Annotated in this window: 21 protein-coding genes; 6 read left to right on the forward strand and 15 right to left on the reverse strand. The window is 44.7% G+C overall.

What is annotated here, in order from left to right; all coding sequences use genetic code 11:
* Window positions 1–102: 102 nt before the first annotated feature.
* The 6 genes from folA to rplU all read right to left on the reverse strand — a co-directional run bounded on the left by folA (window position 103) and on the right by rplU (window position 4,116).
* Window positions 103–582 carry a type 3 dihydrofolate reductase gene (folA, locus tag ACED25_RS17295; protein ID WP_102579709.1) on the reverse strand — a complete coding sequence of 160 codons (480 nt, stop codon included), beginning with the start codon at window positions 580–582 and terminating at the stop codon, window positions 103–105.
* Between the two features lie 40 nt (window positions 583–622).
* Window positions 623–1,096: a threonine/serine exporter family protein gene (locus ACED25_RS17300; protein WP_170213690.1), complete on the reverse strand. Its 474-nt coding sequence runs from the start codon at window positions 1,094–1,096 to the stop codon at window positions 623–625.
* Entirely contained in the window at window positions 1,093–1,863 is a 771-nt protein-coding gene (locus ACED25_RS17305; protein WP_371695758.1) for a threonine/serine exporter family protein, read from the reverse strand. The genes ACED25_RS17300 and ACED25_RS17305 overlap by 4 nt, the downstream gene beginning before the upstream one ends.
* A gap of 169 nt (window positions 1,864–2,032) precedes the next feature.
* Window positions 2,033–3,205, reverse strand: a complete 1,173-nt coding sequence (cgtA, locus tag ACED25_RS17310) for an Obg family GTPase CgtA (RefSeq protein ID WP_009847831.1) — start codon at window positions 3,203–3,205, stop codon at window positions 2,033–2,035.
* A 322-nt stretch (window positions 3,206–3,527) separates the two neighbouring features.
* Window positions 3,528–3,785 carry a 50S ribosomal protein L27 gene (gene rpmA, locus ACED25_RS17315; protein WP_004735905.1) on the reverse strand — a complete coding sequence of 86 codons (258 nt, stop codon included), beginning with the start codon at window positions 3,783–3,785 and terminating at the stop codon, window positions 3,528–3,530.
* 19 nt (window positions 3,786–3,804) lie between these two features.
* Window positions 3,805–4,116, reverse strand: a complete 312-nt coding sequence (gene rplU, locus ACED25_RS17320) for a 50S ribosomal protein L21 (RefSeq protein WP_004740823.1) — start codon at window positions 4,114–4,116, stop codon at window positions 3,805–3,807.
* Window positions 4,117–4,384: 268 nt separating this feature from the next.
* On the opposite strand from rplU, the gene ispB reads away from it, so the two are divergent.
* A complete protein-coding gene (ispB, locus tag ACED25_RS17325) occupies window positions 4,385–5,356 on the forward strand; it encodes an octaprenyl diphosphate synthase (protein ID WP_012603158.1) in 972 nt (323 codons plus the stop codon).
* An 85-nt stretch (window positions 5,357–5,441) separates the two neighbouring features.
* On the opposite strand, the gene ACED25_RS17330 is transcribed toward ispB, so the two are convergent.
* Together ACED25_RS17330 and mdh are read right to left on the reverse strand one after the other, a co-directional pair.
* The gene (locus ACED25_RS17330) at window positions 5,442–5,633 is read right to left on the reverse strand and encodes a hypothetical protein (protein WP_009847833.1); all 192 of its coding nucleotides are present in this window, start codon (window positions 5,631–5,633) and stop codon (window positions 5,442–5,444) included.
* 129 nt (window positions 5,634–5,762) lie between these two features.
* Entirely contained in the window at window positions 5,763–6,698 is a 936-nt protein-coding gene (mdh, locus tag ACED25_RS17335) for a malate dehydrogenase (RefSeq protein WP_009847834.1), read from the reverse strand.
* 351 nt (window positions 6,699–7,049) lie between these two features.
* On the opposite strand from mdh, the gene argR reads away from it, so the two are divergent.
* The 4 genes from argR (at window position 7,050) to ACED25_RS17355 (ending at window position 12,211) form a co-directional block, all read left to right on the forward strand.
* Entirely contained in the window at window positions 7,050–7,520 is a 471-nt protein-coding gene (gene argR, locus ACED25_RS17340) for a transcriptional regulator ArgR (protein WP_004735909.1), read from the forward strand.
* 343 nt (window positions 7,521–7,863) lie between these two features.
* On the forward strand, window positions 7,864–8,832 hold the full coding sequence (locus ACED25_RS17345; RefSeq protein ID WP_009847835.1) for a TAXI family TRAP transporter solute-binding subunit: 969 nt from the start codon (window positions 7,864–7,866) through the stop codon (window positions 8,830–8,832).
* Window positions 8,833–9,087: 255 nt separating this feature from the next.
* Window positions 9,088–11,667, forward strand: coding sequence for a TRAP transporter permease (locus tag ACED25_RS17350; protein ID WP_371695759.1), 2,580 nt, complete (start codon window positions 9,088–9,090; stop codon window positions 11,665–11,667).
* Between the two features lie 106 nt (window positions 11,668–11,773).
* A complete protein-coding gene (locus tag ACED25_RS17355; protein ID WP_029222921.1) occupies window positions 11,774–12,211 on the forward strand; it encodes a universal stress protein in 438 nt (145 codons plus the stop codon).
* 93 nt (window positions 12,212–12,304) lie between these two features.
* Here the strand turns inward: ACED25_RS17355 and ACED25_RS17360 are convergent, their stop codons facing one another.
* The 3 genes from ACED25_RS17360 to rapA all read right to left on the reverse strand — a co-directional run bounded on the left by ACED25_RS17360 (window position 12,305) and on the right by rapA (window position 17,125).
* A complete protein-coding gene (locus ACED25_RS17360) occupies window positions 12,305–13,267 on the reverse strand; it encodes a D-2-hydroxyacid dehydrogenase (RefSeq protein ID WP_371695760.1) in 963 nt (320 codons plus the stop codon).
* Window positions 13,268–13,301: 34 nt separating this feature from the next.
* The gene (gene rluA / locus ACED25_RS17365; protein WP_269335443.1) at window positions 13,302–14,036 is read right to left on the reverse strand and encodes a bifunctional tRNA pseudouridine(32) synthase/23S rRNA pseudouridine(746) synthase RluA; all 735 of its coding nucleotides are present in this window, start codon (window positions 14,034–14,036) and stop codon (window positions 13,302–13,304) included.
* A gap of 179 nt (window positions 14,037–14,215) precedes the next feature.
* Window positions 14,216–17,125 carry an RNA polymerase-associated protein RapA gene (rapA, locus tag ACED25_RS17370; RefSeq protein WP_371695761.1) on the reverse strand — a complete coding sequence of 970 codons (2,910 nt, stop codon included), beginning with the start codon at window positions 17,123–17,125 and terminating at the stop codon, window positions 14,216–14,218.
* A gap of 419 nt (window positions 17,126–17,544) precedes the next feature.
* On the opposite strand from rapA, the gene ACED25_RS17375 reads away from it, so the two are divergent.
* A complete protein-coding gene (locus ACED25_RS17375) occupies window positions 17,545–18,924 on the forward strand; it encodes a PhoH family protein (protein ID WP_371695762.1) in 1,380 nt (459 codons plus the stop codon).
* A 116-nt stretch (window positions 18,925–19,040) separates the two neighbouring features.
* Here ACED25_RS17375 and tldD read toward each other — a convergent pair whose 3' ends face one another.
* From tldD to rng, 4 genes are all read right to left on the reverse strand, one after another.
* The gene (tldD, locus tag ACED25_RS17380) at window positions 19,041–20,486 is read right to left on the reverse strand and encodes a metalloprotease TldD (protein ID WP_371695763.1); all 1,446 of its coding nucleotides are present in this window, start codon (window positions 20,484–20,486) and stop codon (window positions 19,041–19,043) included.
* A 19-nt stretch (window positions 20,487–20,505) separates the two neighbouring features.
* Entirely contained in the window at window positions 20,506–21,318 is an 813-nt protein-coding gene (locus tag ACED25_RS17385; RefSeq protein ID WP_009847844.1) for a carbon-nitrogen hydrolase family protein, read from the reverse strand.
* A 115-nt stretch (window positions 21,319–21,433) separates the two neighbouring features.
* Entirely contained in the window at window positions 21,434–25,306 is a 3,873-nt protein-coding gene (locus ACED25_RS17390) for a YhdP family protein (RefSeq protein WP_371695764.1), read from the reverse strand.
* A gap of 10 nt (window positions 25,307–25,316) precedes the next feature.
* Window positions 25,317–26,786, reverse strand: coding sequence for a ribonuclease G (gene rng, locus ACED25_RS17395; RefSeq protein WP_009847846.1), 1,470 nt, complete (start codon window positions 26,784–26,786; stop codon window positions 25,317–25,319).
* Window positions 26,787–26,798 lie beyond the last annotated feature (12 nt).

Raw genomic sequence — 26,798 nt, forward strand, 5'->3', positions numbered from 1 at the left:
ACGAGATACGAGATACGAGATACGAGATACGAGATACGAGATACGAGATACGAGAAGTTTGCGTTACTGTTACAGTAACGCAAACGATTTTAACTTCAGAGCTTAACGCTCGAGAATCACAAACTCCATGTTGTGTTTATTCTTCTCATCGGCTTGATAAGTTTCACTAAAGCTCTGCTTCCAACCTTCTCCCCAACTAGGGAACTGCGTGTCGCCATCCACATCAAAATCAATATAAGTCAGATAGAGCTTGTTCGCTTTAGGCAGACAGCTTTCATAAATCGAACCACCACCGATGATCATCACTTCATCAACATCGCTTACTAGCTCTAACGCTTGATCAATTGACGTTACCGTCGTCACACCTTCTATTTCTAAACTTTCATCGCGGCTGATTACGACATTTAATCGGCCAGGTAAAGGGCGACCAATCGAATCATAGGTCTTACGCCCCATCACTACCGGTTTACCCATCGTTGAGCGTTTAAACCATGCGAAATCTGCAGGTAAATGCCATGGCATCTGATTATCTTTGCCAATTACACGGTTGTTTGCCATTGCCGCTATCATACTGATGATCATAAATAGAAAGTCCTGTCCTTACCCGAAAATAAAATTGAAGCTAGACGATAGGTCTACGACGGTAGAATAACAGCCCAGGCACCGCCAAGCCAACCGCTAGCCCCGCGATAATGAACATCGATTTTAAGAAGTTCTCCATCAACATGGCGAGCAACTCTGGGTTATACCCTGCTCTGTTGATTTCTACCATAGCGATCATCGCTTTGAACGCAAAGACTCCAGGAACCATCGGAATCAAAGCGGCGACGGTAAATACCTTTGGGTGCGCCAACAGTTTATGTGACCAATGAACCCCGATCATCCCGACGATGGTCGCCGCGAAGAACGTCGCCCATTCAATGGGAATGCCGAAATGCATCATTAAATAACGGCTACCGTGGCCAATGGATCCTCCGAGAGCACAGTAGATCAACGCTCGTTGTGGTACGTTAAAAACTAATGCAAAGCCGACGGCAGGTATGGCAGCAAAAAACATATCGTTCAGAAGGCCTACCAATAATTCAAAGATAGTCATTGGCTTACCCACCCCCACACGTCTGAAAGGCTCATCGCAGCAACAATGCCTAAGCTTGTTGCCAACGTTAATAAACTAGCCATGGTAAAGCGTGCGAGCCCCATATTGATATGGCCTTTAAGCATATCCGCAACAGAGTTAATTAAAGGGAAACCGGGCACTAGCATCAATACTGACGAAGCCATCACGATAGTGGGTTGACCACCAATATTGTAGAGCACTGCCTGAGCTGAAATGGTGGTGGTGACAAAAGCGGTAATAGCGAAATTTAATAACGGATTGAAATGGCGATGACCAATCTCTTGTCTCACGATCATACCGCAAGCCGAAGCTATAAACGTCATCATAAAGACATGCCAATCTCCGCCAGCAAGACGGCTAAAAGAAGCACACGATAGCCCTATCATTACGACAACTAACCAACGGTTGTAGCGTTCGGGACTGATCCCTTGGATCTTCTTATAAGCTAAATCATAATCAAGAATCCCTTTCTCCATCATGATACACACGCGTTGAATCTCGGTGATAACCTGCATATTAATGCCACGATCAGCACAACTTCGAGTCGTCGTTATGCAATGATCATCCATTACCGTTGTCACAACCAACGCATTGGCTGACAGTGCAACTTCAACTTCATTCACCCCACAAGCAATACCGATACGGCGCATAATGTCACCGACCAATGTGCTCTCGGCGCCGTGTGCCAATAACATTTGTCCTGATTGAGCGACTAACCTTGAGATCGCTCTTTGCTTTGATGCCATGATTTCCTTCCCATAGGCGTTAATTATCTAAAGATAAATTTTGCATAAAAAACAGCAAGACGTCATGATTTAGATACAAAAAAACCGCAATTTTCATTGCGGTTTAATAAAACTATCAGCGTATCTTAGAAAAAGCGACCAAAGTGCTTATAAGAAACTACGAGGATTATTAATCACGAACATAGATAACATGACCGTCATCTTCTTCGTCATCCCAATCATCCCAGTCGTCGTCATCTTCAGTCACGACATTCTTACCGGCCATCGCATCTTTATGGTAGTCATCCCACATAAAGTTAACTTTTTCTTCTTCTTCAATTGCTTCAACTTCACGAGGTAGGTTCTCCATGAACTCACCCAGTTTAAAGCAAAGATCTTTGGTACCGATCTTGTTTACAGCAGAGATCTTAAAGTACTCGCCTTCCCAACCTAAAGCTTCGACGATTTCTTGAATCTTTTCGTCAGCTTCTTCTTCAGGCATTAGGTCAACTTTATTGAACACTAACCAACGAGGTTTCTGTGCCACTTTTTCGCTGTATTGCTCAAGCTCGTCAATGATCGTCAGTGCATTCTGAATAGGATCAGAACCATCGATCGGCAAAATATCGATCATATGCAGAAGAACGCGACAACGCTCAAGGTGCTTCAAGAAACGAATACCAAGACCAGCGCCATCAGCTGCGCCTTCGATCAAGCCAGGGATATCGGCAACGACGAAACTCTTCTCAGGGACAACACTTACCACACCTAAGCTAGGGATTAGCGTGGTAAACGGGTAATCAGCCACTTTTGGTTTCGCAGCAGATACTGAGCGAATAAAAGTAGATTTACCAGCGTTTGGCAAGCCAAGCATACCAACATCCGCTAATAGAAGAAGCTCTAAACGCAGTTCGCGAACTTCACCTTTAGTACCCATTGTCTTTTGACGAGGAGCACGGTTAACCGACGACTTAAAACGCGTGTTACCAAGACCGTGCCAACCACCTTTACCAACCATTACTTTTTTGCCATGTTCAGCAACTTCAGCAACGATTTCATTAGTGTGGATATCAACAGCACGAGTACCTACAGGTACTTTCATGGTCATATCTTTACCACGTTTACCCGTACAGTTACCACCGCGGCCATTTTCGCCACGCTCTGCATTGTAAAAACGTTGGAAACGGTAATCGATCAGTGTGTTTAAGTTCTCATCCGCTTGGATGTAAACATCACCGCCATCACCGCCATCACCGCCGTCAGGACCACCTTTAGCGACGAATTTTTCGCGCCAAAAGCTTACTGTACCATTACCGCCATCACCGGCTTCTATTTTTACTGATGCTTCATCAACGAATTTCATTTTTTAACTCCGCACTTACGTTGCGTTACCACTCATCAAGGAGTGATATAAATTCTAGCAGATCCGTGTTTAGATCGATCACCTAAGATCTAGATCGATCTGCAACCAAGGAACAAATAAGGAGAGGTTCTTTGCTTTCTGTTTCTTAAAAAACAAACGGCTTCTCAAAACTAAACTGCTTATCAAACACCAAATTGCTTCTCAAACTAAAGCCAGAGCGTCTACTTTTTTATTCTCGCTATAAATAAAAAACCCTGCCGAATCGGCAGGGCTTTTGAATTCAGCTTGAAAGCTAGTATAAATAATCTAATAAAAGATTAAATTACTCAGCTTCGATGCTTACAAACTTACGGTTTTTAGGACCTTTTACTGCAAATTTCACTTTACCTTCAGTAAGAGCGAAAAGAGTATGGTCTTTACCGATGCCAACGTTTGTGCCAGCGTGGAACTTAGTACCACGTTGACGAACGATGATGTTACCTGCAAGAACAGATTCACCACCAAAACGCTTAACACCAAGACGTTTGCTTTCTGAATCGCGGCCGTTATTAGTAGAACCGCCAGCTTTTTTATGTGCCATTGTTAAACTCTCCTAATACTTAAGCGTTAATGCCAGTGATTTTCACTTCTGTGAACCACTGACGGTGACCAGCTTGCTTACGCGAGTGCTTACGACGACGGAACTTAACGATTTTTACTTTATCGCCACGACCGTGTTGTACTACTTCTGCAGTAACCTTGCCACCTTCAACAAGAGGTGCACCAACAGCGATTTCTTCGCCGTTAGCAACAAGAAGAACTTTATCAAATTCTACAGTTGCACCAGTTTCAACGTCTAATTTCTCTAAACGAAGTGTTTGACCTTCGCTTACTCGGTGTTGTTTGCCACCAGATTGGAAAACAGCGTACATATTTTACTCCGCTTTTTCCGCACAGCCTATGGTTGTTAATTCTACAACTCGGGTGTGCGCTAAACTAATCAATAGGGCGCAGATTCTACGGGAATCATGCCGCTATGACAAGCCATATTTTTAAAATATTGGCGAAAACATGTTCGCCAAAGAAAAGTGCGGCAATGATGCCTTTAAGTGATGTATTAATCAACGTTTTTTAGTGTATTATTCAACAATTAAATACAACGTATAAGCCTTACAGGGTCTAACTTCAGCCGGATGAACAATGGATTTTAAAGCTATCCAAACGCTTACTGCCAATGATATGGCAAAAGTGAATGAAACAATTCAAGCCCAACTTAATTCTGACGTAAGTTTAATCAACCAGCTTGGTTTTTATATCGTTAGCGGTGGTGGCAAACGCCTACGCCCTTTGCTTGCTCTTTTATCAGCTCGTGCACTTGGTTACCAAGGTGAAGCTCACATCACCTCAGCCGCTTTTATTGAGTTTATCCACACAGCAACACTGCTTCATGACGATGTTGTCGACGAATCAGACATGCGACGTGGCAAAGCTACAGCGAATGCGGCTTTTGGTAATGCAGCTAGCGTTTTGGTTGGTGATTTTATTTACACCCGCTCATTCCAGATGATGACGACGCTTGGATCTTTAAGGATCCTTGAGCTAATGAGCGAATCAGTAAATGTGATTGCCGAGGGTGAAGTTCAACAATTGATGAACTGTAATAACCCAGACACCACAGAAGAAAGCTACATGCAGGTGATCTATTCAAAGACCGCTCGTTTGTTTGAAGCCGCAACCCAAATCGGCGCAATTCTTACAGAGTCTTCACCTGAGATCGAAACTGCGATGCAAAACTACGGTAAGTACCTAGGAACAGCATTCCAGCTTATTGATGATGTGATGGACTACACCGCTGATGGTAAAGAGATGGGTAAAAATGTTGGTGATGACTTAGCAGAAGGCAAACCGACGTTACCATTACTTTACGCTATGCATAATGGCTCGCCAGACCAAGCGAGCATGATTCGTGAAGCGATTGAAAAAGCCAATGGTATGGAACGTCTCGACGACATCATGTCTGTCATGAAAGAGACAGGCTCGTTAGAGTACACGACCAATAAAGCCTATGAAGAAGCTGATAAAGCTATTGCTGAGCTTTCTATTCTTCCTGAGTCAGAATACAAGCAGGCTTTAACTACGCTAGCTCACCTTGCAGTAAAACGTAGCAAGTAAATAGAGGCTAAGCAGTAAGTAGACAGCTATACAAAAAAGAGCCTGTTGGCTCTTTTTTTGATCCTGCTAGATAATACTCTGGGTCTCAATAACGACTCGATTCTAACGATAGAGGTAATTGCGCTTCGATCTCTTCAAGTTCTTCCAATGGAACCGCATATTGTTTATGACTATTGTAAGACTCAAACAACGCGAACTGCTCTTGCTCATCGATAACCAATATCTTGCCCAAGCGACCTAGGTAGTTAACATTCATTCCTTTTTGTACTCTAGTCATAGTTCAATACCCTAATTCTTCGTGGTTAGAAAAAGATTACGAGTGGGTTGAATACAAGGATCAAAAAAGCCGATCGCAATGATCGGCTTTCGTTAACTGTCGTTTTAGCAGAGTTCAGTTATCTATCGCTTATTTAGCGAATTCAACACCAATCTCAATATCGCCATTTAGCGTTTCTAGCATGCTGTCTAGTGCATTGCGTTCGAAATCGCTCAGTTCACCGTAGCTAAGAATCGCTTCAGCGCCTTCTTTGCCAAGTTTAACTGGTTGTGCGAAGAATGGTGCGTGCTCGCCTTCACCTTCAACGTAGGCACACTCAATCACGTTCTCTTCGCCTTGAAGTGCTTTCACTAGAGCAAGACCGAAGCGACAAGCCGCTTGCCCCATAGATAGAGTCGCACTACCGCCACCCGCTTTAGCTTCTACTACTTCAGTACCCGCGTTTTGGATGCGAGTTGTTAGCGCTGCGATTTCTTCGTCAGTAAACTCAACACCTTCAACTTGAGAAAGCAGAGGAAGGATCGTTACACCTGAGTGACCACCGATAACAGGAACACGAATGTCGCCTGGATCTTTATCTTTCAGTTCAGCAACGAACGTTTCAGAACGAATGACATCAAGAGTAGTAATACCGAATAAACGACGCTTGTCGTAAACGCCCGCTTTCTTAAGTACTTCAGCAGCGATTGGCACTGTTGTATTTACTGGGTTAGTAATGATACCAACACAAGCAGTAGGACAAGTAACGGCAATTTTTTCAGCTAGAGACTTAACAATGCCAGCGTTCACATTGAAAAGATCCGCACGATCCATACCAGGTTTACGAGCAACACCCGCAGAAATAAGCACAACATCCGCACCTTCAAGTGCTGGAGTTGGATCTTCACCCGCGTAACCTTTGATCGAAACAGGCGTTGGGATATGGCTAAGATCGGCAGCAACCCCCGGGGTTACCGGAGCGATGTCGTAAAGTGCAAGATCTGAACCAGCAGGCAGGCGGTTCTTTAGTAGTAGGGCTAGGGCTTGACCGATGCCACCAGCGGCACCAATAACAGCTACTTTCATTGTTATTCTCCTTGAGAGCTTTCTCTTATAGATTCTTTGTAGGGTAATTCTTGAGCTAAATTAAGGCTAAAAAGCTAAATTATCGCTAAAAAACTATATTAATCACAAAGTGATTACAATCAATTAACGCTAGCTTTGCGACTTCGCGCAAGTCAATAAAACCGTGCTACACAGCAAGTTCGCATTATGGCGATAATCATTTGAAATGACAAAACAACTCGTCTTAAATAACACATTATCCTATTAAATTTTTACAGTGATATGACTAACAAATTACCGTGATATTTTGGCGAGAACTGAATATGTATGCGAGAATATGCAAACATCTTTGTTAATGAATAAGAATGACATATGCGCAATACAGAAAAACAAGACAACTTAGTTCGAGCTTTTAAATCACTACTAAAAGAAGAACGTTTTGGTTCGCAAGGCGAGATTGTCGATGCCCTGAAGCATGAAGGCTTTGAAAGTATCAACCAATCTAAAGTTTCGCGTATGTTAACTAAGTTTGGCGCAGTGCGAACACGCAATGCAAAAATGGAGATGGTTTACTGTCTTCCTGCTGAACTTGGTGTTCCGACGGTTTCAAGCTCTTTAAGAGAGTTAGTGTTAGATATTGACCACAACAATGCATTGGTTGTGATACACACTGGCCCTGGTGCCGCGCAGCTTATTGCTCGCTTATTAGATTCATTAGGTAAGTCAGAAGGCATACTGGGGGTAGTTGCTGGAGATGATACTATCTTCATTACTCCAACCTTATCAGTTACCACTAAGCAACTGTTCGATTCTGTATGCGAACTGTTTGAATACGCAGGATAATTGCTCACAGTTTCATAACTATCAGCCATTACTATTGGATCACAAACACCTATTTAGTTCGTGATCCAAATCACATCCTAAGATATCTATCCCGCCTCTCCCAAAAATCACTAACTCATTGATTTTAAAAAACTCAATAGCAAATCAAACACGAGATCCAACCGTCATTTGTTAGATTTTTTCGCTATATCTTTTAACATTTGAGTAATTTTCTGCCAATTTTTGATATTATTCAGCCACTTTTTCATCACATGGATTGAAAAAGGTGCCGTTTCCAAATAGGAAACTCCAGAAACGACTACACTTGTTTCAGGGTTAATAATGAATAAAGGAAGGGAAATTCATGGCATTTACCAAACTGATTAAAGTTGGGGCTATTGCAGCTGCTGTAATGGGCGCTGGCGCAGTTAACGCTCAAGAGTTCATCACAATTGGTACTGGTTCAGTAACGGGTGTTTATTACCCGACTGGTGGTGCAATTTGTAAGCTAGTGAACAAAGGCCGTAAAGACCACAACATTCGTTGTTCTGTCGAGTCTACTGGCGGTTCAATCTACAACGTTAATACCATCCGTGCTGGTGAACTAGATTTCGGTGTTGTTCAATCGGACTGGCAATACCACGGCTACAACGGTACAAGTAAGTTCAAAGACCAAGGCGAATACAAGAAACTTCGTGCTATGTTCTCTCTACATACAGAACCGTTCAACATCATCGCTCGCACCGATGCAGGTATTAACAATGTTTCAGACCTAGCTGGTAAGCGTGTCAACATTGGTAACCCTGGTTCTGGCGACCGTGCAACGATGGGTGTTGTAATGGACTCTATGGGCTGGACTAACGATAGCTTCAAGCTTGCTTCTGAACTGAAAGGTTCTGAGCGTTCACAAGCACTTTGTGATAACAAGATTGATGCATTCATTTACATGGTTGGTCACCCGAACGGATCAATTAAAGAAGCGACAACGTCTTGTGATGCAAAACTGGTTTCTGCAACAGGTCCACAGATCGACAAGATCGTAGCTGAAAACCCATACTACGCATACAGCACAGTACCTGCTGGTATGTACCGCGGTACAGATGCTGACGTAAATAGCTTCGGTGTTGCTGCAACTATGGTAACAACTTCAGACGTTTCGGATGAAGTAGCATACAACGTTGCTAAAGCAGTATTTGAAAACTTCGCAACATTCAAACGTCTGCACCCAGCATTTGCTAACCTGAAAAAAGAAGACATGGTTAAAGCGGGTATCTCTATCCCTCTTCACCCAGGTGCCGCAAAATACTACAAAGAAGTAGGTCTTCTAAAGTAACTCTACTTTAAGCCTACTAAACCAATAAGGAGGCTAGTCCTCCTTATTGGCTTTTCACGTTTTATAAAAATAATTTAAGTGAAAAGAACAACCCTTTAAGTTTCTCCAATTTGGAGGACTTACCTTCGTATCAAGCCTAAGACAAAGACGAACAAAGAACGCATTTCTCTATCCATTCACTACACTAGATAGGAAAGAAATCACGTTTAGTTGTTCGTAACAAAAGGCAGACCATCAATAATAAGGATAAAGTACATGACGCAGACAACATCACCGTCTCCAGATGTGCAAGAAATGGTGGCACAATCAGATACTGGTGCGCGTAGCCCTCGTGGTATCCAAGGCCGTATTTTATGGTTTGTGCCTCTATGTTGGTCACTGTTCCAACTTTGGTATGCATCTCCGCTGCCATTCATTTTTAACTTCGCAATTTTAAACGACACTGAAGCTCGAGCAATTCACCTTACGTTTGCTATTTTCCTAGCCTTTACCGCTTATCCAGCCATGAAGAATTCGCCTAGGGATCGCATCCCAGCCGTCGACTGGATATTAGCGCTTGTAGGTAGCTTTTCAGCTTCTTATATCTATATTTTCTATACTCAACTCGCTGAACGTTCAGGCGCTCCAACAACGTTTGATATTGTTGCAGCGGTATTCGGTATGGTTCTACTGCTTGAAGCAACACGACGCGCTTTAGGTCCACCTCTTATGGTTGTGGCAGCAGTCTTCCTACTTTACACCTTTGGTGGCCCTCACATGCCAGACGTTATTGCCCACAAAGGTGCGAGCCTGAACAAGGCAATGTCGCATCTGTGGTTAACAACAGAAGGTGTGTTCGGTGTTGCTCTTGGCGTATCAACGTCATTCGTATTCTTGTTTGTACTGTTTGGTGCAATGCTTGAGCGTGCTGGCGCGGGTGCTTACTTCATCAAAGTGGCATTCTCTCTGCTTGGCCACATGAAGGGCGGCCCAGCGAAAGCAGCCGTTGTAGCATCTGGTTTATCTGGTCTGGTATCAGGTTCTTCGATTGCTAACGTAGTTACCACAGGTACCTTTACTATCCCGCTAATGAAGCGTGTTGGTTTCCCGGGAACAAAAGCGGGTGCAGTAGAAGTCGCAGCTTCAACCAATGGTCAATTAACACCACCGATCATGGGTGCAGCAGCATTCTTGATGGTTGAGTACGTGGGCATCTCTTACGTAGAAGTAATCAAAGCAGCACTACTGCCCGCTCTGATCTCTTACATCGCCCTGATTTACATTGTTCACTTAGAGGCATGTAAAGCAGGTATGACGGGCTTACCTCGTCGTCACACACCAACTATCGTGCAAAGCCTACTCTCTTTCACTGGTACTATCTTAGGCCTATGCGTCATCAGTGCTGCGGTTTACTACGGTGTCGGCTGGACAAAAGATGTCTTTGGCGCTGCAGCCACACCAATTGTGACTGTTGCTCTATTAGTCTCTTATGTCGCTCTGGTTCGTGTTTCTGCTAAATACGCAGCTGAAGGTGGAATGGAAATCGACGAGAACCTAACAGAAGTACCTGATCCAGGCCCAACGATTAAGTCTGGCCTTCACTTCCTACTGCCTATCGTAGTTCTAGTTTGGTGTTTAACGGTTGAACGTTTCTCTCCAGGTCTATCGGCATTCTGGGCGACCGTGTTCATGATCTTCATTTTGATCACGCAGCGTCCTTTAATGACTCTGATGAACAAATCAGACGATCTCGCAGAACAAACAAAAGCAGGCTTCGTTGATCTAGCAGAGAGCTTAGTTTCAGGCGCACGTAACATGATCGGTATCGGTGTAGCGACAGCTGCAGCAGGTACGGTTGTAGGCGTGGTAACGCTGACAGGTATCGGCCTTGTAATGACCGATTTTGTTGAGTTCATCTCAGGCGGTAGCATCATTCTAATGTTGTTATTCACTGCGGTAATCAGCTTGATCTTAGGTATGGGCTTGCCAACAACGGCGAACTACATCGTTGTATCAACATTGATGGCACCAGTAATTGTTACCTTAGGTGCAGCGCACGGCTTGATCATTCCACTGATTGCGGTTCACTTATTCGTGTTCTACTTCGGTATTCTTGCGGACGATACACCTCCGGTAGGTTTGGCTGCATTTGCGGCCGCTGCGATTGCTAAATCAGACCCGATTCGTACCGGTATTCAAGGTTTTACCTACGATATCCGGACCGCGATATTGCCGTTCATGTTCATCTTCAACACCCAACTACTGTTGATGGGCATTGATTCTTGGTGGCACTTAGCACTGACGATTTTCTCTTCAGTTACTGCGGTACTTATCTTTGCAGCAGCGACACAAGGTTGGTGGTTCACTAAGAACAAGTGGTGGGAAACTATACTGCTTATCGTTCTGACCTTCTCTTTCTTCCGCCCTGGCTTCTGGTGGGACATGATTTATCCAGAGAAAGTTCTTTCACCTGGAGTTGAGATCGCTCAAATCACAGAAAATCTATCTGTGGGACAATCACTTGAATTGAGAGTCGGTGGCGAAAACTTAGAAGGTAACTATTCTGAGATAACAGTTCGCCTTCCGTTTGAAGATTCTGCGACAACAAGTGAAGACCGCATTGCTTCAATGGGCCTAATGCTGACCCAAGCTGACGATAAGATGATTGTTGATATGGTTGAGTTTGGTAGCCCTGCTGAAGCTGCTGGCATTGACTTTGATTGGGAAATTAAATCCGTTATCCAAGATGCAGAACGACCAATGAAAGAGTGGGTATTCTTACCTGCCCTATTAATTTTGATTGGTTTAGCGATGAACCAAAGAAGGCGTGCTCGTAAGGATGAGATTAGCGCGTAATGGATAGAGCCAAATAGCGCTCTACTCTATTTGGCTTTTTACTACATGGAAAAGATAATTACAGCGCTTGGTATGTACTCGGCGCTGCTCAAAAAGAGACGAATACATGTATAGACAAATCCTTGTTCCCGTTGATCTGAACGACAAAGGCTTTTCTGATAAAGCGGTCGAGCTAGCGGTATGGCACGCGAAACACAGTAATGCTGAGATCCACATTCTGAACGTATTACCGGGCATCCACATGTCGATGGTAGCGTCTTACTTCCCGAAAGATGCAGCAAACCAAATGAAGCTTGATGTTAAAAATCAGCTGAAAGAATTTGCTGATAAGCATATCGACGATGATGTGATCTATAAAGTTCACGTTGCCGAAGGCAAGACCTACACAACGATTCTTGATTGCGCAGAAAAACTAGGGGCAGATCTTATCGTGATGCCTAGTCATAAGCGTTCAAAAATCGACAAGGTTGTACTTGGTTCTGTTGCAAGCAAAGTGGTTCAGAACTCACCAATCAATGTATTGGTAGTTAAGCCGCAAGGCTAAATCACTTAATCGACACAACGATCTAAATCTAAAAAGGTTGGCCTAAAAGCCAACCTTTTTAGATTTTGTGCTTGCACCATTAAATACTTCCAATCAACTCACTAAGTTCTGCGGATTACCTGCAACAAACCCATCAATATTATCGATTAAGATATCAGACAGTTTTTGAATTGAACTGTCGCTGCCCCACGCCACATGTGGTGTTAGCAGTAAATTAGGTAAGTGGCTGTTAGCCAATAGTGGATTCGAATTATCTGCAGGTTCTTGTGTAAACACATCCATGCCCGCACCTGCAATCTCATTACTTTTCAAAGCTTCAACTAAGGCCTGCTCATCGACAAGTCCACCACGGCCAGCATTAATTAATACCGCACTTGATTTCATCATGGTTAGCTCTCGCTCTGAAATCAGATTTCGAGTCGCTTCAGTTAATGGACAATGTAAGCTGATCGCATCCGCTTGCTGTAACACCGTATCAAAAGGTAGATACCCTTCTCGACAAGAATCAGCCCCTTTACGCTCAGCAAAGATGACATTCATACCAATTGCTTTAGCCAATATCGCTGTTGCTTGTCCTAAGCCACCACTACCGATTAAGCCTAATGTACTGCCTGCAACATCTTGAATCGGATGAGTAAAGAAGCAGAATTGTTGATCCTTTTGCCACTCGCCGGCTTCGATGTCTTGATGATAACCAACGAGATTTCGTTTTAACGCAAACAACATAGCGATAACGTGTTCAGGTACCGATTGAGTCGCATAGCCCTGTACGTTAGCCACTGCGATATTGTTACCCTTACAGTAGCCAACATCGACATTGTTCACACCCGTTGCTGAAACAGCTATTAGCTTAAGTTGTTGTGCTTGAGCCAAATTCGATTCGTTAAGCACGACCTTGTTGGTAATAACCACATCAGCGCCTTCTATTCGTTCAGACACTTGTTCTGGCGAAGTGAAGTCATACTCCACCCACTGATGCTCAAAGCTAAGGGGTTTTAAATGTATTTGAGATGGGATGGTAGCTCTGTCGAGAAAGACCACTTTCAACTTCGGCATTGTACGTCCTTGCATTGGTATTGATGGCACCATTCTAAGCTTTTAGCTTACTGTAGTCTGGAAGCTCTGGCGCAATTTCAAAGTGCTGCTCGATTTGTGGCGATGCTTGAGGGTAAAAATCACAAGGGACAAAGGCTTTGAACAGTTGGTTGTTCGCTGGATGATAGAAGCTCAGTTCACACGCATGTAAAGCTAGCCGATCGCTATACTCAAAAGCTTCAGGCGTTGCGTAAAACTCGTCGCCCACAATTGGATTCCCTATTTCCATACAATGCACACGCAACTGATGAGAGCGGCCGGTGATAGGCAGTAGCTTCAATAAGGTCGTTTGAGCCTCTTGTTGCTCAACCACATAGCGAGTCTGAGATGGTTTACCCTCGTCGAAACACACTTTCTGTCTAGGACGATTCGGCCAGTCGCAAATAAGAGGAAGATCAATCAAACCTTCTTTGTCTTCCACTGAACCCCACACTCGTGCGTAATAAAGTTTGTGTGTCAGTCGATATTGAAATTGCTTCTTCAAATGACGCTCAGCTTGCTTGTGTTTAGCGAGCAACATCAAACCCGATGTCGACATATCCAACCGATGCACAACTTGAACCTCCGGAAATTCGACAACCAACCGGCTCCACATACTGTCGTAGTGCTCTGACAGCCTCCCCGGCACCGAAAGTAGGCCTGCTGGCTTGTTCACCACAAGAATATCATCATCTTGATAGACAATATCAGTCCACGGTTCTCGTGGTGGTGTGTACTGTTCTAACGCCATTAGAGCCTCTAACTACTAAGGAAGTTTTGATTTTTTACTTCATTTCGCGATTGATCACTCGATAGGAATATAGTCGAGCGCTAAGCTTTAACCAAGCTACAGTTTAACCAAACTACAGATACAAATAAGGCCTTCGTAATGAAGGCCTTATTTCGTTAAAGCATTTAGCTAATTCAAAACTAGTTGTGAGAAACCACAATCAAACGTAGCGAATCAAGCTGAACCTGAGCCTTGCTGATGTAACCTGTCAGTTCATTGATTTGAGCTTCGATAACCTCCAGTTCTTCATCACGAATGTTAGGATTAACCGCTTTAAGCGCTTGTAGGCGTTCTAGCTCACCGTTCAAGTTAGTTTGCATATCTTTCTGAGCTTGTTGACGAACTTCTTCAACCTTCGGCAGTACATGCGTCTCACCTGCTTCGATTAGCTTGTGAATCTCACCTTGTACCGAGTTCACTAGCTTGCTCGCTAAATGACGGTTTACCGGGCTTAGTTGACGGTTAAAGCTATCGAATTCAACCTGAGCAGATAAATCGTTACCACGACCATCCATCATCAAGCGAATCGGCGTCTTAGGCAGGAACTGGCTGATACCGCTGCGCTTTGGCGCTTGTGCATCAACAAGGTAAACCAACTCAAGTAGAATCGTACCGACTGGCAGCGCTTTGTTCTTCAGTAGAGATACCGCAGACGCACCCACACCTTCACTCAATAGCAGATCAATACCGCCCTGAATCATTGGGTGTTCCCAGCTAATAAAATTCATGTCTTCACGAGAAAGCGCGGTTTCACGGTCAAACGTAATCGTTGCACCTTCATAAGGTAAGCCTGGGTAGCTTGGCACCATCATGTGTTCAGAAGGTGTCACAACTAGTGCATTTTCACCCTTGTCATCTTGGTTCAGACCAATGGTGTCAAACAGGCTCAGTGCAAAAGAAACTAGGTTAGTATCACCATCGGTAGAAGCAATTTTCTCTGCAATCTCATGGGCTTTATCGCCACCATTTGAATGCATCTCTAGTAGGCGATCTCGGCCTTTTTCTAGATCCGATTTCAGGCTTTGATTGAGCTTCGCTGACTCTTCAATCACTTCATCAAGCTGCTCAGTGTTACCAGAAGCCAGCATTTCGATCAGTACATCAGAATACTTATCGTAAACCGTGCGACCAGTAGGACAAGTCTCTGCGAATGCATTCAAACCTTCATCGAACCAACGCGCTAGAATCGCTTGCGATGTGCCTTTTAGGTAAGGGACATGAATGTCGATATCTCGAAGTTGACCGATACGGTCCAAACGACCAATACGTTGTTCAAGCAAATCCGGGTTAAACGGAAGATCGAACATCACTAACTGGTTAGCAAACTGGAAGTTACGACCTTCAGAACCGATTTCGCTACAGATAAGAACCTGAGCGCCGCCCTCTTCTTGAGCAAAATAAGCCGCAGCTTTATCACGCTCTAGAATCGACATGCCTTCGTGGAATACCGTTGCACGCACGCCTTCACGCTCACGCAGTGCTTGCTCTAATTGCAAAGCAGTACTTGCTCGAGAAGCGATCACTAGGATCTTTTCGCTGCGCTTGTCTTGGATTTTTTCAATCAACCAGTTCACACGTGAATCGAACTGCCACCAGCTTGAATCTTCACCTTCAAATTCTTGGAAGATCTCTTCTGGATACAACATCTTCATCGCTCGAGCTTCTGGCGCCATCTTGCCACCGATCATGCCCGATACACGCATCGAGGTTGTGTACTGCGTTGGAATGTCCATCGGCAGTAGGTTTACATTACGCTTAGGGAAGCCTTTGATTGCAGCTCGTGTATTTCTAAAAAGAACACGGCCAGTACCATGGCGATCCATAAGGTTATCAATCAGTTCTTGGCGAGCTAAGGCTTGCTCTTCTTCGCTGCTATCGCCTTCAATCACGCGGAATAGAGGCTCAACATCTTGCTCAGACAGAAGCTCTGTGATCTGGTTCTTCGCGCTATTTTCAAGCTTCACGCCAGAGAACAATGCCTTTACAGCATCAGCAACTGGCGCGTATTGGTCTTCTTCTTCAACGAATGCTTCGTAATCGTAGAAGCGATCAGGATCAAGCAGACGCAGACGCGCAAAGTGACTCTCACGACCAAGCTGTTCAGGGGTCGCTGTCAGTAGTAATACGCCAGATGTGTTTTCAGCTAATCCTTCAACCACTTGGTATTCGCGGCTCGGTTTGTCTTGGCTCCACTCAAGGTGGTGCGCTTCATCGACAACCAACAAATCCCACTCACCTTCAAGTGCTTGCTCGTAGCGCTTGCGGCTCTTGCGTAGGAAATCCAAAGAACACAAAACGTATTGCTGTGTATCGAATGGATTATCTGATTCTGCGAAAGATTCTATGCAACGCTCTTCATCAAAGATAGAGAAGTGCAGGTTGAAACGGCGCATCATCTCTACTAACCACTGGTGTTGTAGAGTTTCAGGAACCACAATCAGAATACGTTCAGCACGGCCAGACAACACCTGTTGGTGGATGATCATGCCCGCTTCTATGGTTTTACCTAGGCCAACTTCATCAGCCAGTAAAACGCGCGGAGCGTGACGACGACCGACTTCATGAGCAATGTACAATTGGTGAGGAATCAGGCCCGCACGCATACCACACAAGCCGCGCATTGGGCTCTTATGTTGTTGGTATTGGTTGCTTAAAGCACGGTAGCGCAACACAAAGTTATCCATACGGTCGATTTGACCTGCGTACAGCTTATCTTGTGGCTTGTTAAAGCGGATCTGGTTACTTAAAAAGATTTCACGCAGAGTCACCTCTGTCTCTTGAGTATCTTCACGAGTACCCAAATAAGTCAGTAGCCCTTTATCTTCGATAACTTCTTCAACAGATAAAGACCAACCTTCTTGGCATTCGATGACATCGCCTACATTGAACGCCACTCGGGTTACGGGAGCATCTGTGCGTGCATAGACGCGGTTTTCTTCTGACGCAGCAAACATTACTGTTACTGTGCGAGCATCCATTGCTACAACGGTACCTAAACCTAAATCGCTCTCCGTATCGCTTATCCAGCGTTGCCCCAAAGCAAATGTCATGAATCGACTACCTCAATCTTATAGTTGGAATTTGGTCTTTCTAACTGCAATTTCAAACAAGAACGTTATTGCTCTTGAACTAAAAATATAGCCAAAAATGCCTAGTTTGCAGCCACTTTTTAAGTGCGCTCTTAATAATAAATATCTTGAGAAAATGGTGCAGAAAAAGGTCGCTAATCTTACTCGATGCTGTGATTTAGGTCACGCCTAAAGGAGACGATTTCATACTTTTTTTCTGTTTTCATAAGTGCAATCAAACTGTCAAAAAATCATGGTTATTCTATGGAGAGCAGAATGCAGCTCTCAAATGAAGTTTAGGTGAGTTGTTGACTATCACTAGAATCAGATACTAACCTTTATATGAGCTTAATCTACGTTCAATGAATGCAAGGCAAGCCGCACGTCGGCAAGGAGATGCTATGGGCGAGACCAACCGGAAGCTATTTGTTTTAGACACCAATATCCTACTTCACGAACCCTTCGCTATATTTTCTTTCCAAGAGCACGATGTCGTTATCCCAATGACAGTGCTAGAAGAACTCGACAGAATCAAAGACAGTAAAAGAGATGTTGCTCGAGATGCGAGAATTGCGATTCGAACGCTCGAAGACTTATTCAGGGAAGCCACACCAGACCAAATATCGGAAGGCATCCCTTTTTCTAAAGACATAAACGCATCTGGCAGTATTTCAATACTCGCTGACTACGAACTTCAAGAAAGCATCAAAGCCTTCGCCGATGACAAAGCTGGCGATAACCGAATCCTCAACGCAGTCCTCTATCTTCAAAATAAACGCGCGCCACGCGAAGTGGTTCTTATCACCAAAGACATCAACATGCGTTTACGAGCCAAAGGCGCCGGTGTCCGTTTTGTTGAAGACTATCAAACCGACCAATTGATTGATGATATCCAATACCTCACCAAAGGCTTCCAACAACTGGAAGGCTCATTTTGGGATGGTATCGATAATGTCGAGAGCAGAAGTTTAGGCGGAAAGACGCTGCACACCTTAGCAAGAGCGCCGTTCGAGCCAACCTTTCTCAACCAGTATGTGATTGACGAAGAAAGTGACTTTGCCGCTCGAGTCGAAGAGATTGAAACTGAAAGAATTACACTAAGAGACCTCAGTCGCGAAAGACTAATGAATCGCAGAGCATGGGACATCACACCCAAAAACGTATACCAAGGTATGGCGATCGATGCCCTGCTCGACCCTGATATTGATCTGGTGATTCTTACAGGCGCAGCGGGGAGTGGTAAGACACTGTTAGCCATGGCTGCTGCACTTGAACAAACCATTGAACGTAAACAGTTCGATAAGATCATCGTAACCCGAAACACACCAGATATAGGTGAGTCGATAGGGTTTCTTCCGGGTACAGAGGAAGAGAAGATGTTGCCTTGGTTAGCTGCAGTGACCGATACACTGGAAGCGCTGCACAAGAATGATCACTGTACAGAAGGCTCGATGAAGTACATCTGTGATAAAGCCAACATCCAGTTCAAATCGATTAACTTTATGCGTGGTCGTTCAATTCAGAATGCGTTTGTGCTTTTGGATGAGTGTCAGAACCTCACCGCTTCACAAATCAAAACCATCATCACCCGTTGTGGTGAAGGGACCAAGATCGTCTGCTCAGGAAACCTAGCGCAGATAGATTCTTCCTACCTAACTCCTGTGACCTCGGGGCTCACCTACATGGTCGAGCGTTTTAAAAACTTCGAAGGCAGTGCCAACATCCACCTCAATGGTGTGGTGCGTAGCCGACTGGCTGAGTTCGCGGAAGAGAACATGTAGACTCTGCGCGCTCACAGAACCAGTAACCTATAAACAAAAAGCGCCTCACAATAGAGGCGCTTTCAATCTATTTTATGACGAGAGGTTTTGAAATTAACTCGTGCTGCTGACCTGAATTACTCAGTACCACCAACCGTTAGTGAGTCTAGTTTCAATGTTGGTTGACCAACACCCACAGGCACACTTTGACCAGCCTTACCACACACACCAACACCACGGTCGATGCTTAGGTCATTACCGACCATAGACACCTGCTGCATTGCTTCGATACCAGAACCGATCAGCGTCGCGCCCTTCACTGGGTGAGTGATCTTGCCGTTTTCAATCATGTACGCTTCAGAAGCTGAGAACACAAACTTACCTGATGTGATATCAACCTGACCGCCACCGAAGTTCGGTGCGTAGATGCCTTTCTCAACCGTTGCAATGATCTCTTCCGGTGTGTGTTCGCCCGGCAGCATGTATGTATTCGTCATACGTGGCATTGGAAGATGCGCGTAAGACTCACGACGACCGTTACCTGTAGGTGCTACACCCATTAGACGAGCGTTTAGCTTATCTTGCATGTAACCTTTTAGGATGCCGTTTTCGATTAGCGTGTTGTACTGACCATTAACGCCTTCATCATCGACGTTCAATGAACCACGTAGATCCGTTAGTGTACCGTCATCAACAATCGTACATAGGCTTGATGTAACTTGCTCGCCGATCTTGCCAGAAAATACTGAAGACTCTTTACGGTTGAAATCACCTTCTAAACCGTGGCCTACCGCTTCATGCAGTAGAACACCCGGCCAACCAGAACCAAGAACCACAGGCATTGCACCAGCAGGCGCAGCAACCGCTTCAAGGTTAACTAATGCCTGGCGAATCGCTTCATCAGCGAATTGGTAAGCAACTTGAGAACCGTTAGCATCACTTAAGAAGAAATCGTAACCAAAACGACCACCGCCACCGGCACTGCCACGCTCACGACGATCACCCTTCTGTGCAAGTACGCTAATAGACAAGCGAACCAGCGGACGAATATCACCAGCGTAGGTGCCATCAGTCGCAGCAACCAGCATCTGCTCATGCACACCACTTAGGCTTACCGATACTTCAGTCACCATCGGCTCTTTAGTACGAATGTAAGCATCAAGCGCTTTAAGTAATTCTGTCTTTTGCTGTTTTTCCCAGCTTGCTAGCGGATTAACTGCATCATAGTAAGCTTGGTTAGAGTTACGCTTGAAAGCTTGTACCTTACCGTTTTGCCCTTGCTTAGCGATACCGCGAGCCGCGATTGCACTCTGTTTAAGGCCATCCAATTGGATTTGGTCAGAGTAAGCAAAACCGGTTTTTTCACCAGATACCGCTCGTACACCAAGACCACAATCGATATTGAAAGAGCCGTCTTTAATAATGCTGTCTTCTAGCACTAAAGATTCATGCCAGCTTGACTGAAAGTAGATATCAGCATAATCAATTTGGCGGGTAGCAATGCTCGCCAATGTATCTGCGATATTTTGCTCCGTCAGCCCTGTTGGGTTTAGTAGCGCTTCTTCAATTTGATTGATGCTCATAAATGGCTCTTATTTGTAATTAAAATTGATTGGTAAATCGAGAATGCTGCGCGATTGGCATATTTTGCCTGATTGATTCGCAACTGGATGTGTCTATCTCAACCACCATACTTTTAGGATCTTGGTCTAGTTGTGCAACCACTCGTCCCCATGGATCAACCACCATTGAGTGTCCCCATGTTTCTCTTTGGCAAGGGTGATTTCCGCCTTGCCCTACCGCGATAATCCACGATTGCGTTTCGATCGCGCGGCATCTTAATAATGCTTCCCAGTGAGCTTGCCCTGTTACTGCGGTAAAAGCTGCCGGTACCACTATGATTTGTGCACCTTGCTTGCGTAACTCTGAATACAAGTGCGGAAAGCGCACATCATAACAAATACTCAAACCTAAGCGACCAAAAGGCGTTTCCGTTGTTACCACTCGGTCACCGGGCGTGAAAATATCCGATTCTCGATAGCACTTATGTGCATCAGCAACATCCACATCAAACATGTGTAGCTTATCGTAATGGGCCACTAAGCAACCAAAATCATCAACCACCAAAGTTGTGGTAGTCACGCCTTTAGCTGTGCTTATCGGCATACTGCCAATAACAATCCAAATTCGGTAAAGCTTTGCTAGCTCAGAGACTTTCTTTTGCAGTGGACCATCATTTAGAGGCTCAGCATACTGGTGATAGTCGGCTTTACTGCCAAAGACTAACGCGTTTTCAGGGCACACAACCCACTTAGCCCCCAACTCTTTGCACTTTGCTACTTCTTGAGCAAGATAATCAAAGTTCAAGTCAGGGCGAGGGCCTGATGTCATTTGAATCAACCCAACACAATCCATGTGTATCGCTCCTACATTCATTATGATTCAGAAATCAGCATTTCACCGTATATTAACTGATTAGGATACTAAGGTCTTTTCGGCTAATTTAAGATTTATTTGGCTAATTTAAGGCTTATTCGGCTAATTTTCTGAGTTTTTCTGGTAGCTGGAATTCTCCAGAACTGCGAGAAAGCTCGCTCACTGTTGGTGAATCCAACGGCCCTTTCACCGAATAATTAACTTGGGTAAAGACTTCAACAACCGGTGAAATAACCGTAGTCACCGCTAACACGTATAGCGCTGTTTGAGGCGTTACCGCAAAAGCCGTTAATACTGGAATCCCGGAGGTGATATCTGGGGTGAAGTTCACTTCAGCATCGACCTCGCGTGTATTGAGGTTGGCGATCCCTTTTATTTTCATCTCACCGGCGACCGCATCCATATTCAGATCGTTAGTCAGAAAGATACCATTTTGAATCTCGCCAGTTCCTGTGATGCTGTTGAATGCCATGCCATTATCAAAAACGTCCGAGAAGTCGAGCTGCATCTTACGGATAATCGAATCTAGGCTAAACAGCCCCAGTAATCGAGCTGCGCCACTCACATCCGAGATAATACCTTTACCAAATTGGGTTTTAACGTTGCCATCAAGGGTATCCATTTTGATCCCCCAAGGCGAACCATCCCAATTCAATTGACCTTCTAACTCAAAGGGCGCTTTTTGAATCCCGGAAGTAATACCGAAGCGTTCCATTAACTCGCTGTTGTTTTCACCTTCAACATCAAGAGTTAACGATGAGTGACTCTTATCACCTTGCAGTTCCCACCAGCCACTGATATCCGCTTTATTTCCGCCGCTTCGAACCTGAATCTTATTCCACTCAATGCGATCTTCCTGCCTAGTCATCTCAACATCAACCTTACCAACTTTATACCCTTGCAGCCAAAAGTCGTTCAGGGTCAGCGTCAAATTCGGCATCGCATCATGGAGCTTTCTATCCAACTCAGAGATCAATGGTGCTTCTTGCGCCTTACGCTGTAGCAGTTGATCTTGGTTTTTCTTGTCACTCCACCCAGGAACAAACAGATGCAGGCGATCCAATGAAACCGTCAAATCATAAGGTGGCAGGTAGTTAATATCCCCTTCTAGCTCTTGGCTAGACACTTCCATTTGCCATGCTTGCTTATTTTTTCGAGCGCTAAAATCAACATCATTCCAAGAAATACCACCTAAGATCAGCTCTTTGCTCTCGAAGGTGATGCGACGTGGCGCTGGAATGGTTGGCGTGTTCATCTGGCTAAGGACAGCATCCGATGGTTGCACTGGCTCCATGACTACTGACAGCCAGTCATCGGCATTGAACTTATCGGTACGAATCAAGGCATGGTGCCCTACCACGGGGCTAATTTTATAGCCACCACGACCAAGGACTAAATTGGTCGCCGTTAATTCAGGAACATCGCCGGAAATATCAATCTCAGCTTGGTATTTAGTGCTCGGCAATTGCAGACGCGCGGTAATCGATTCTTGATTGCCCGAGGCTTGTAGCCTTGCAGAACCACTTTCTAATGACTTTTTGGCTAATGGATATGGGTAATCACTCGCTAAGTATTTGAGGTCTGACTGTAAGTCGAGTTGGTAAGTAAAACCAATATCATTAAGTTGAATATCGATCTGGCTTTGCCATTGTGCATGACCCGACAAACGGCTTAACCACTGCTCTCCGACATACGGCTTTAGAGGATTGACGTCCCAATCACCTAACACATCAAGATCCACTGCATAGCCAGGTCCATCATTAAGACCTTTAAAGTCAACCGAGATACCTTGATTAAGCAAATCAGCGGCAAGACCACTTGCTGTCACGACATCATTATCAAATTCAATACGACCAGTGGTGTTCTCTAGCACCATTGGTGGAGCTTCAATCTCAACATGGTTACCACTCAGATCTGCATATCCCCACGCTCTAGGTTCTTGTTCAGAATCAAACGGAATATTAAGCTGGAACTCAGAAGAGACATCACCACTCACTTTAAGTGCGGTTAACGCAGCACCCACAGAATCTACGAGTGGCGAAGCAGTCATGTAATTTCGAACTGCATTACCAGACGCCGTTGCTTTAGCTTCAATTTCGATATGGCCGCCTTCCCCTAAATAAGGAATACGACCAGTGATTCGATCTGCCGCCACATCCATCAATTGAGCGGAGCGAGAGTCTAAATACATCGCATCATTTTCAAATAACAGATCAAGTTGAAGGTCGGTTATCAATGGCCACGCGGTATCGAAGCTGAACTTAGCGTCTTCTAAGCCAACCCAAACTTGGAAAATACCATCATGATTGGTGTACGGATATTGGGCTAATTCACCATGCCAGAGTAATTTAACGGTGTCGGCCTTACCCGCTTGAATCGCCGTTGAAAGGTAATCGGTTAAGTCTTGGCCAAGTGCCAATGTCGGCAAATAACGCCATGTCTCACCGACGTTGTAAGCGTCCGCTTCACCATAGAAAGAAAGATAAGGGCTAGCGTTATTTGGAAAGTCCAAGCGAAATGCGCCTAGTACTTGTAAATCTGGCGTGGCTGCAGTGATTTTGTCCGACCACAGTTTCCAGCCGTTTTCATCTTGCTGCCAAACAATATCAACCTGACCTTGTTTGATATTCAGAGGCGCTTGGAAAACATCACCATAAGGAAACACATCATCAATAACATATAAGCTGGCTTTCGCTTCCGAAGCCGAGCCAAACACATGCCCTGATACTTGGCTAAAACCAGGGACTAACTCCCATTGTTCGATCGCCAAATCGGAAAAGTTCGCAGAGTAACGCAAGCTTTCAATTCCAGAGTCCATCGCAACGCGAATGTCTGAAACGATACCGCCCGGAGCCAATGCATTGATCATTTGGGTAGATTGCGAAGAATCTGGCATCAACTTGATCAACGGGGTAATGGTTTCAACATCAAGTTCAGAAACATTAAGTTCCCACGGGCCTTTATTCCACTTGAAAGCGACATCAAGCTCAGGCCAAGGCCTGTCATCCGTTCTTAGATTTAGTGAGTGACCATTTACCTGCCATCCACCATCAATTGGTGATAATTTAAAAACACCCGACTCAAGCATCAAGTCATGTTGACCACCTTCATTCCAAGTCAGTTCTGAAGGTAATACCTCAACATAAGCGCTAACTGGCTTGCTATTTCGTAGCGTTAGCCAGCTATTCAAGCTCACCGTGCCCGTCTCAATGCCGGATTCTGCCTGCATATAACGAGTTAACCAAGGCATTACTGAGATACTATCCGCGCTGACATAAAACTCGCCCGTCATATCAGTTAAAGAACCACCATCAACAAAGTTAGCACTTACTGACAAAGAGTTGAGATTAGCGTCTTTAATACTTACTACACCCTCCGCAAGGTGATGTTTACCTGAGTTTTGCCATTTTAAAGTTTCGATATCAAGCTGACGTTCTTCACCAGAGATAGTGCGATATAGAAGAGAGGAATCTTTAGCGGTCACATCCACCAAAGTTTTTAGAAGTAAATTGTCCAGCTCCTGTATCACTCGCTTGGAAGAGCCGGGGTCTTTAGGTTCATCTTTACCGTTTTGCCCGGCAAATAGATCAATTGAGCGGATATCAAGATACATTTGATTCATGACTAAGTCGGCCACAACCGGACGCATCTGCACGACCGATTGAATCAAGTCAAACTCAACTTCAACACGCTCAACAGAGAAAGCCACATCTTCTGCGTTGGGAAGGCTAGCCTTAACACCTTGCAGAGCAATAGAGGGGTGAGTGTTACGCCAAAAACCACCCACATCTTGAATAGAAAACTCAAAACCGGAATGTTGGTTTACCCAAAGCTCAATTTCAGATTGATACTTATTTAAATTGGGTAAGGCTACACGCAGTGTAGTGACAGCAATGGCTAGTGTTACTAAGAGAGTAACCACTAACCATAGACATGTACGAAGAATCAGAGTAACGCTTGAACTCACAAAATATCCATTACATCATAACAACATCAAACTGCTCTTGTATGTACAGAGGCTCAGCCTGGATTTTAACTTGCTTACCAATAAACACTTCAAGCTCAGCAAGCGCATGAGATTCCTCGCCTTCTAACGCCTCGGCAACGGCGGCAGCCGCATAAACAACAAACTTATCGGCGTCATACGCGCGATTCACTCGTGTGATCTCTCGAAGAATTTCATAACAAACGGTTTCAACTGTCTTCACGCTACCGCGACCTTCACAAGCAGGGCAGCTAGAACACAGAATATGCTCAATACTTTCACGAGTACGTTTACGAGTCATCTCAACCAGACCAAGCTGCGTGAAGCCATTAATGTTGGTTTTCACACGGTCTTTATCGAGCGCCGCTTCTAAAGAAGTTAGTACTCGCTTACGGTGTTCTTCAGACAGCATATCAATAAAATCGATAATGATGATGCCGCCTAAGTTACGAAGGCGAAGTTGACGAGCAATAGCTTGTGTCGCTTCGACGTTAGTATTGAAAATCGTCTCTTCTAGATTACGACGACCAACAAAGGCACCAGTATTGATGTCGACGGTTGTCATCGCTTCTGTTTGGTCGATAATCAGATACCCACCAGACTTCAATTCGACTTTGCGATCCAATGAACGTTGAATTTCGTTCTCGGTATCGTACATATCAAAGATAGGCTTATCACCTTCATACAACTCAAGCTTGTCTGTTAGCTCAGGTACGTATTCGGAAGTAAACTCTTTTAGGTTTTCATATTCTAGACGAGAATCGACCTGAATCTTGCTCAGCTCAGTACCGACAAAATCACGCAAGATACGTTGGCTTAAGCACAACTCACCATACAAGCGAGTACGAGCTTTGTGCTTACCACGACGTTCTAACACCTTTAGCCATAATCGCTTCAAAAATGCGGCATCTTGCGCTAACTCATTTGAATCTGCGCCTTCTGCTGCCGTGCGGATAATAAAACCACCGTGCTCATCACAGTAACGAGACACGACTTTTTTTAGGCGGTTGCGTTCTGACTCACTATCAATTCTCTGAGAAACACCAACGTGGCTTGCGCCCGGCATGAATACCAGATAACGAGACGGTAAAGTAATGTCAGTGGTTAGACGGGCACCTTTGGTACCAAGAGGATCTTTGACCACTTGAACGACAATATCTTGCCCTTGGCGAACAAGCTCTGAAATATCACGAACCTGAAATTGCTTCTTTTCATTCTCAGCAACACATTCAGTGTGGGGAACAATATCAGAGGCGTGCAAAAAAGCTGCTTTATCAAGGCCAATATCCACAAATGCCGCCTGCATTCCAGGCAAAACACGGCTTACACGTCCTTTGTAGATATTTCCTACGATCCCGCGTCGAGCATCTCGTTCGACATGGATCTCTTGAAGAGCTCCCCCTTCAATCATGGCCACACGAGTCTCACTCGGGGTCACGTTCAGCAACAATTCAGCACTCATGGTGCACCTCAG

The organism is Vibrio sp. 1F263, assembly GCF_041439035.1.
In the GTDB taxonomy this organism is placed as follows: Bacteria; Pseudomonadota; Gammaproteobacteria; order Enterobacterales; family Vibrionaceae; genus Vibrio; species Vibrio tasmaniensis_A.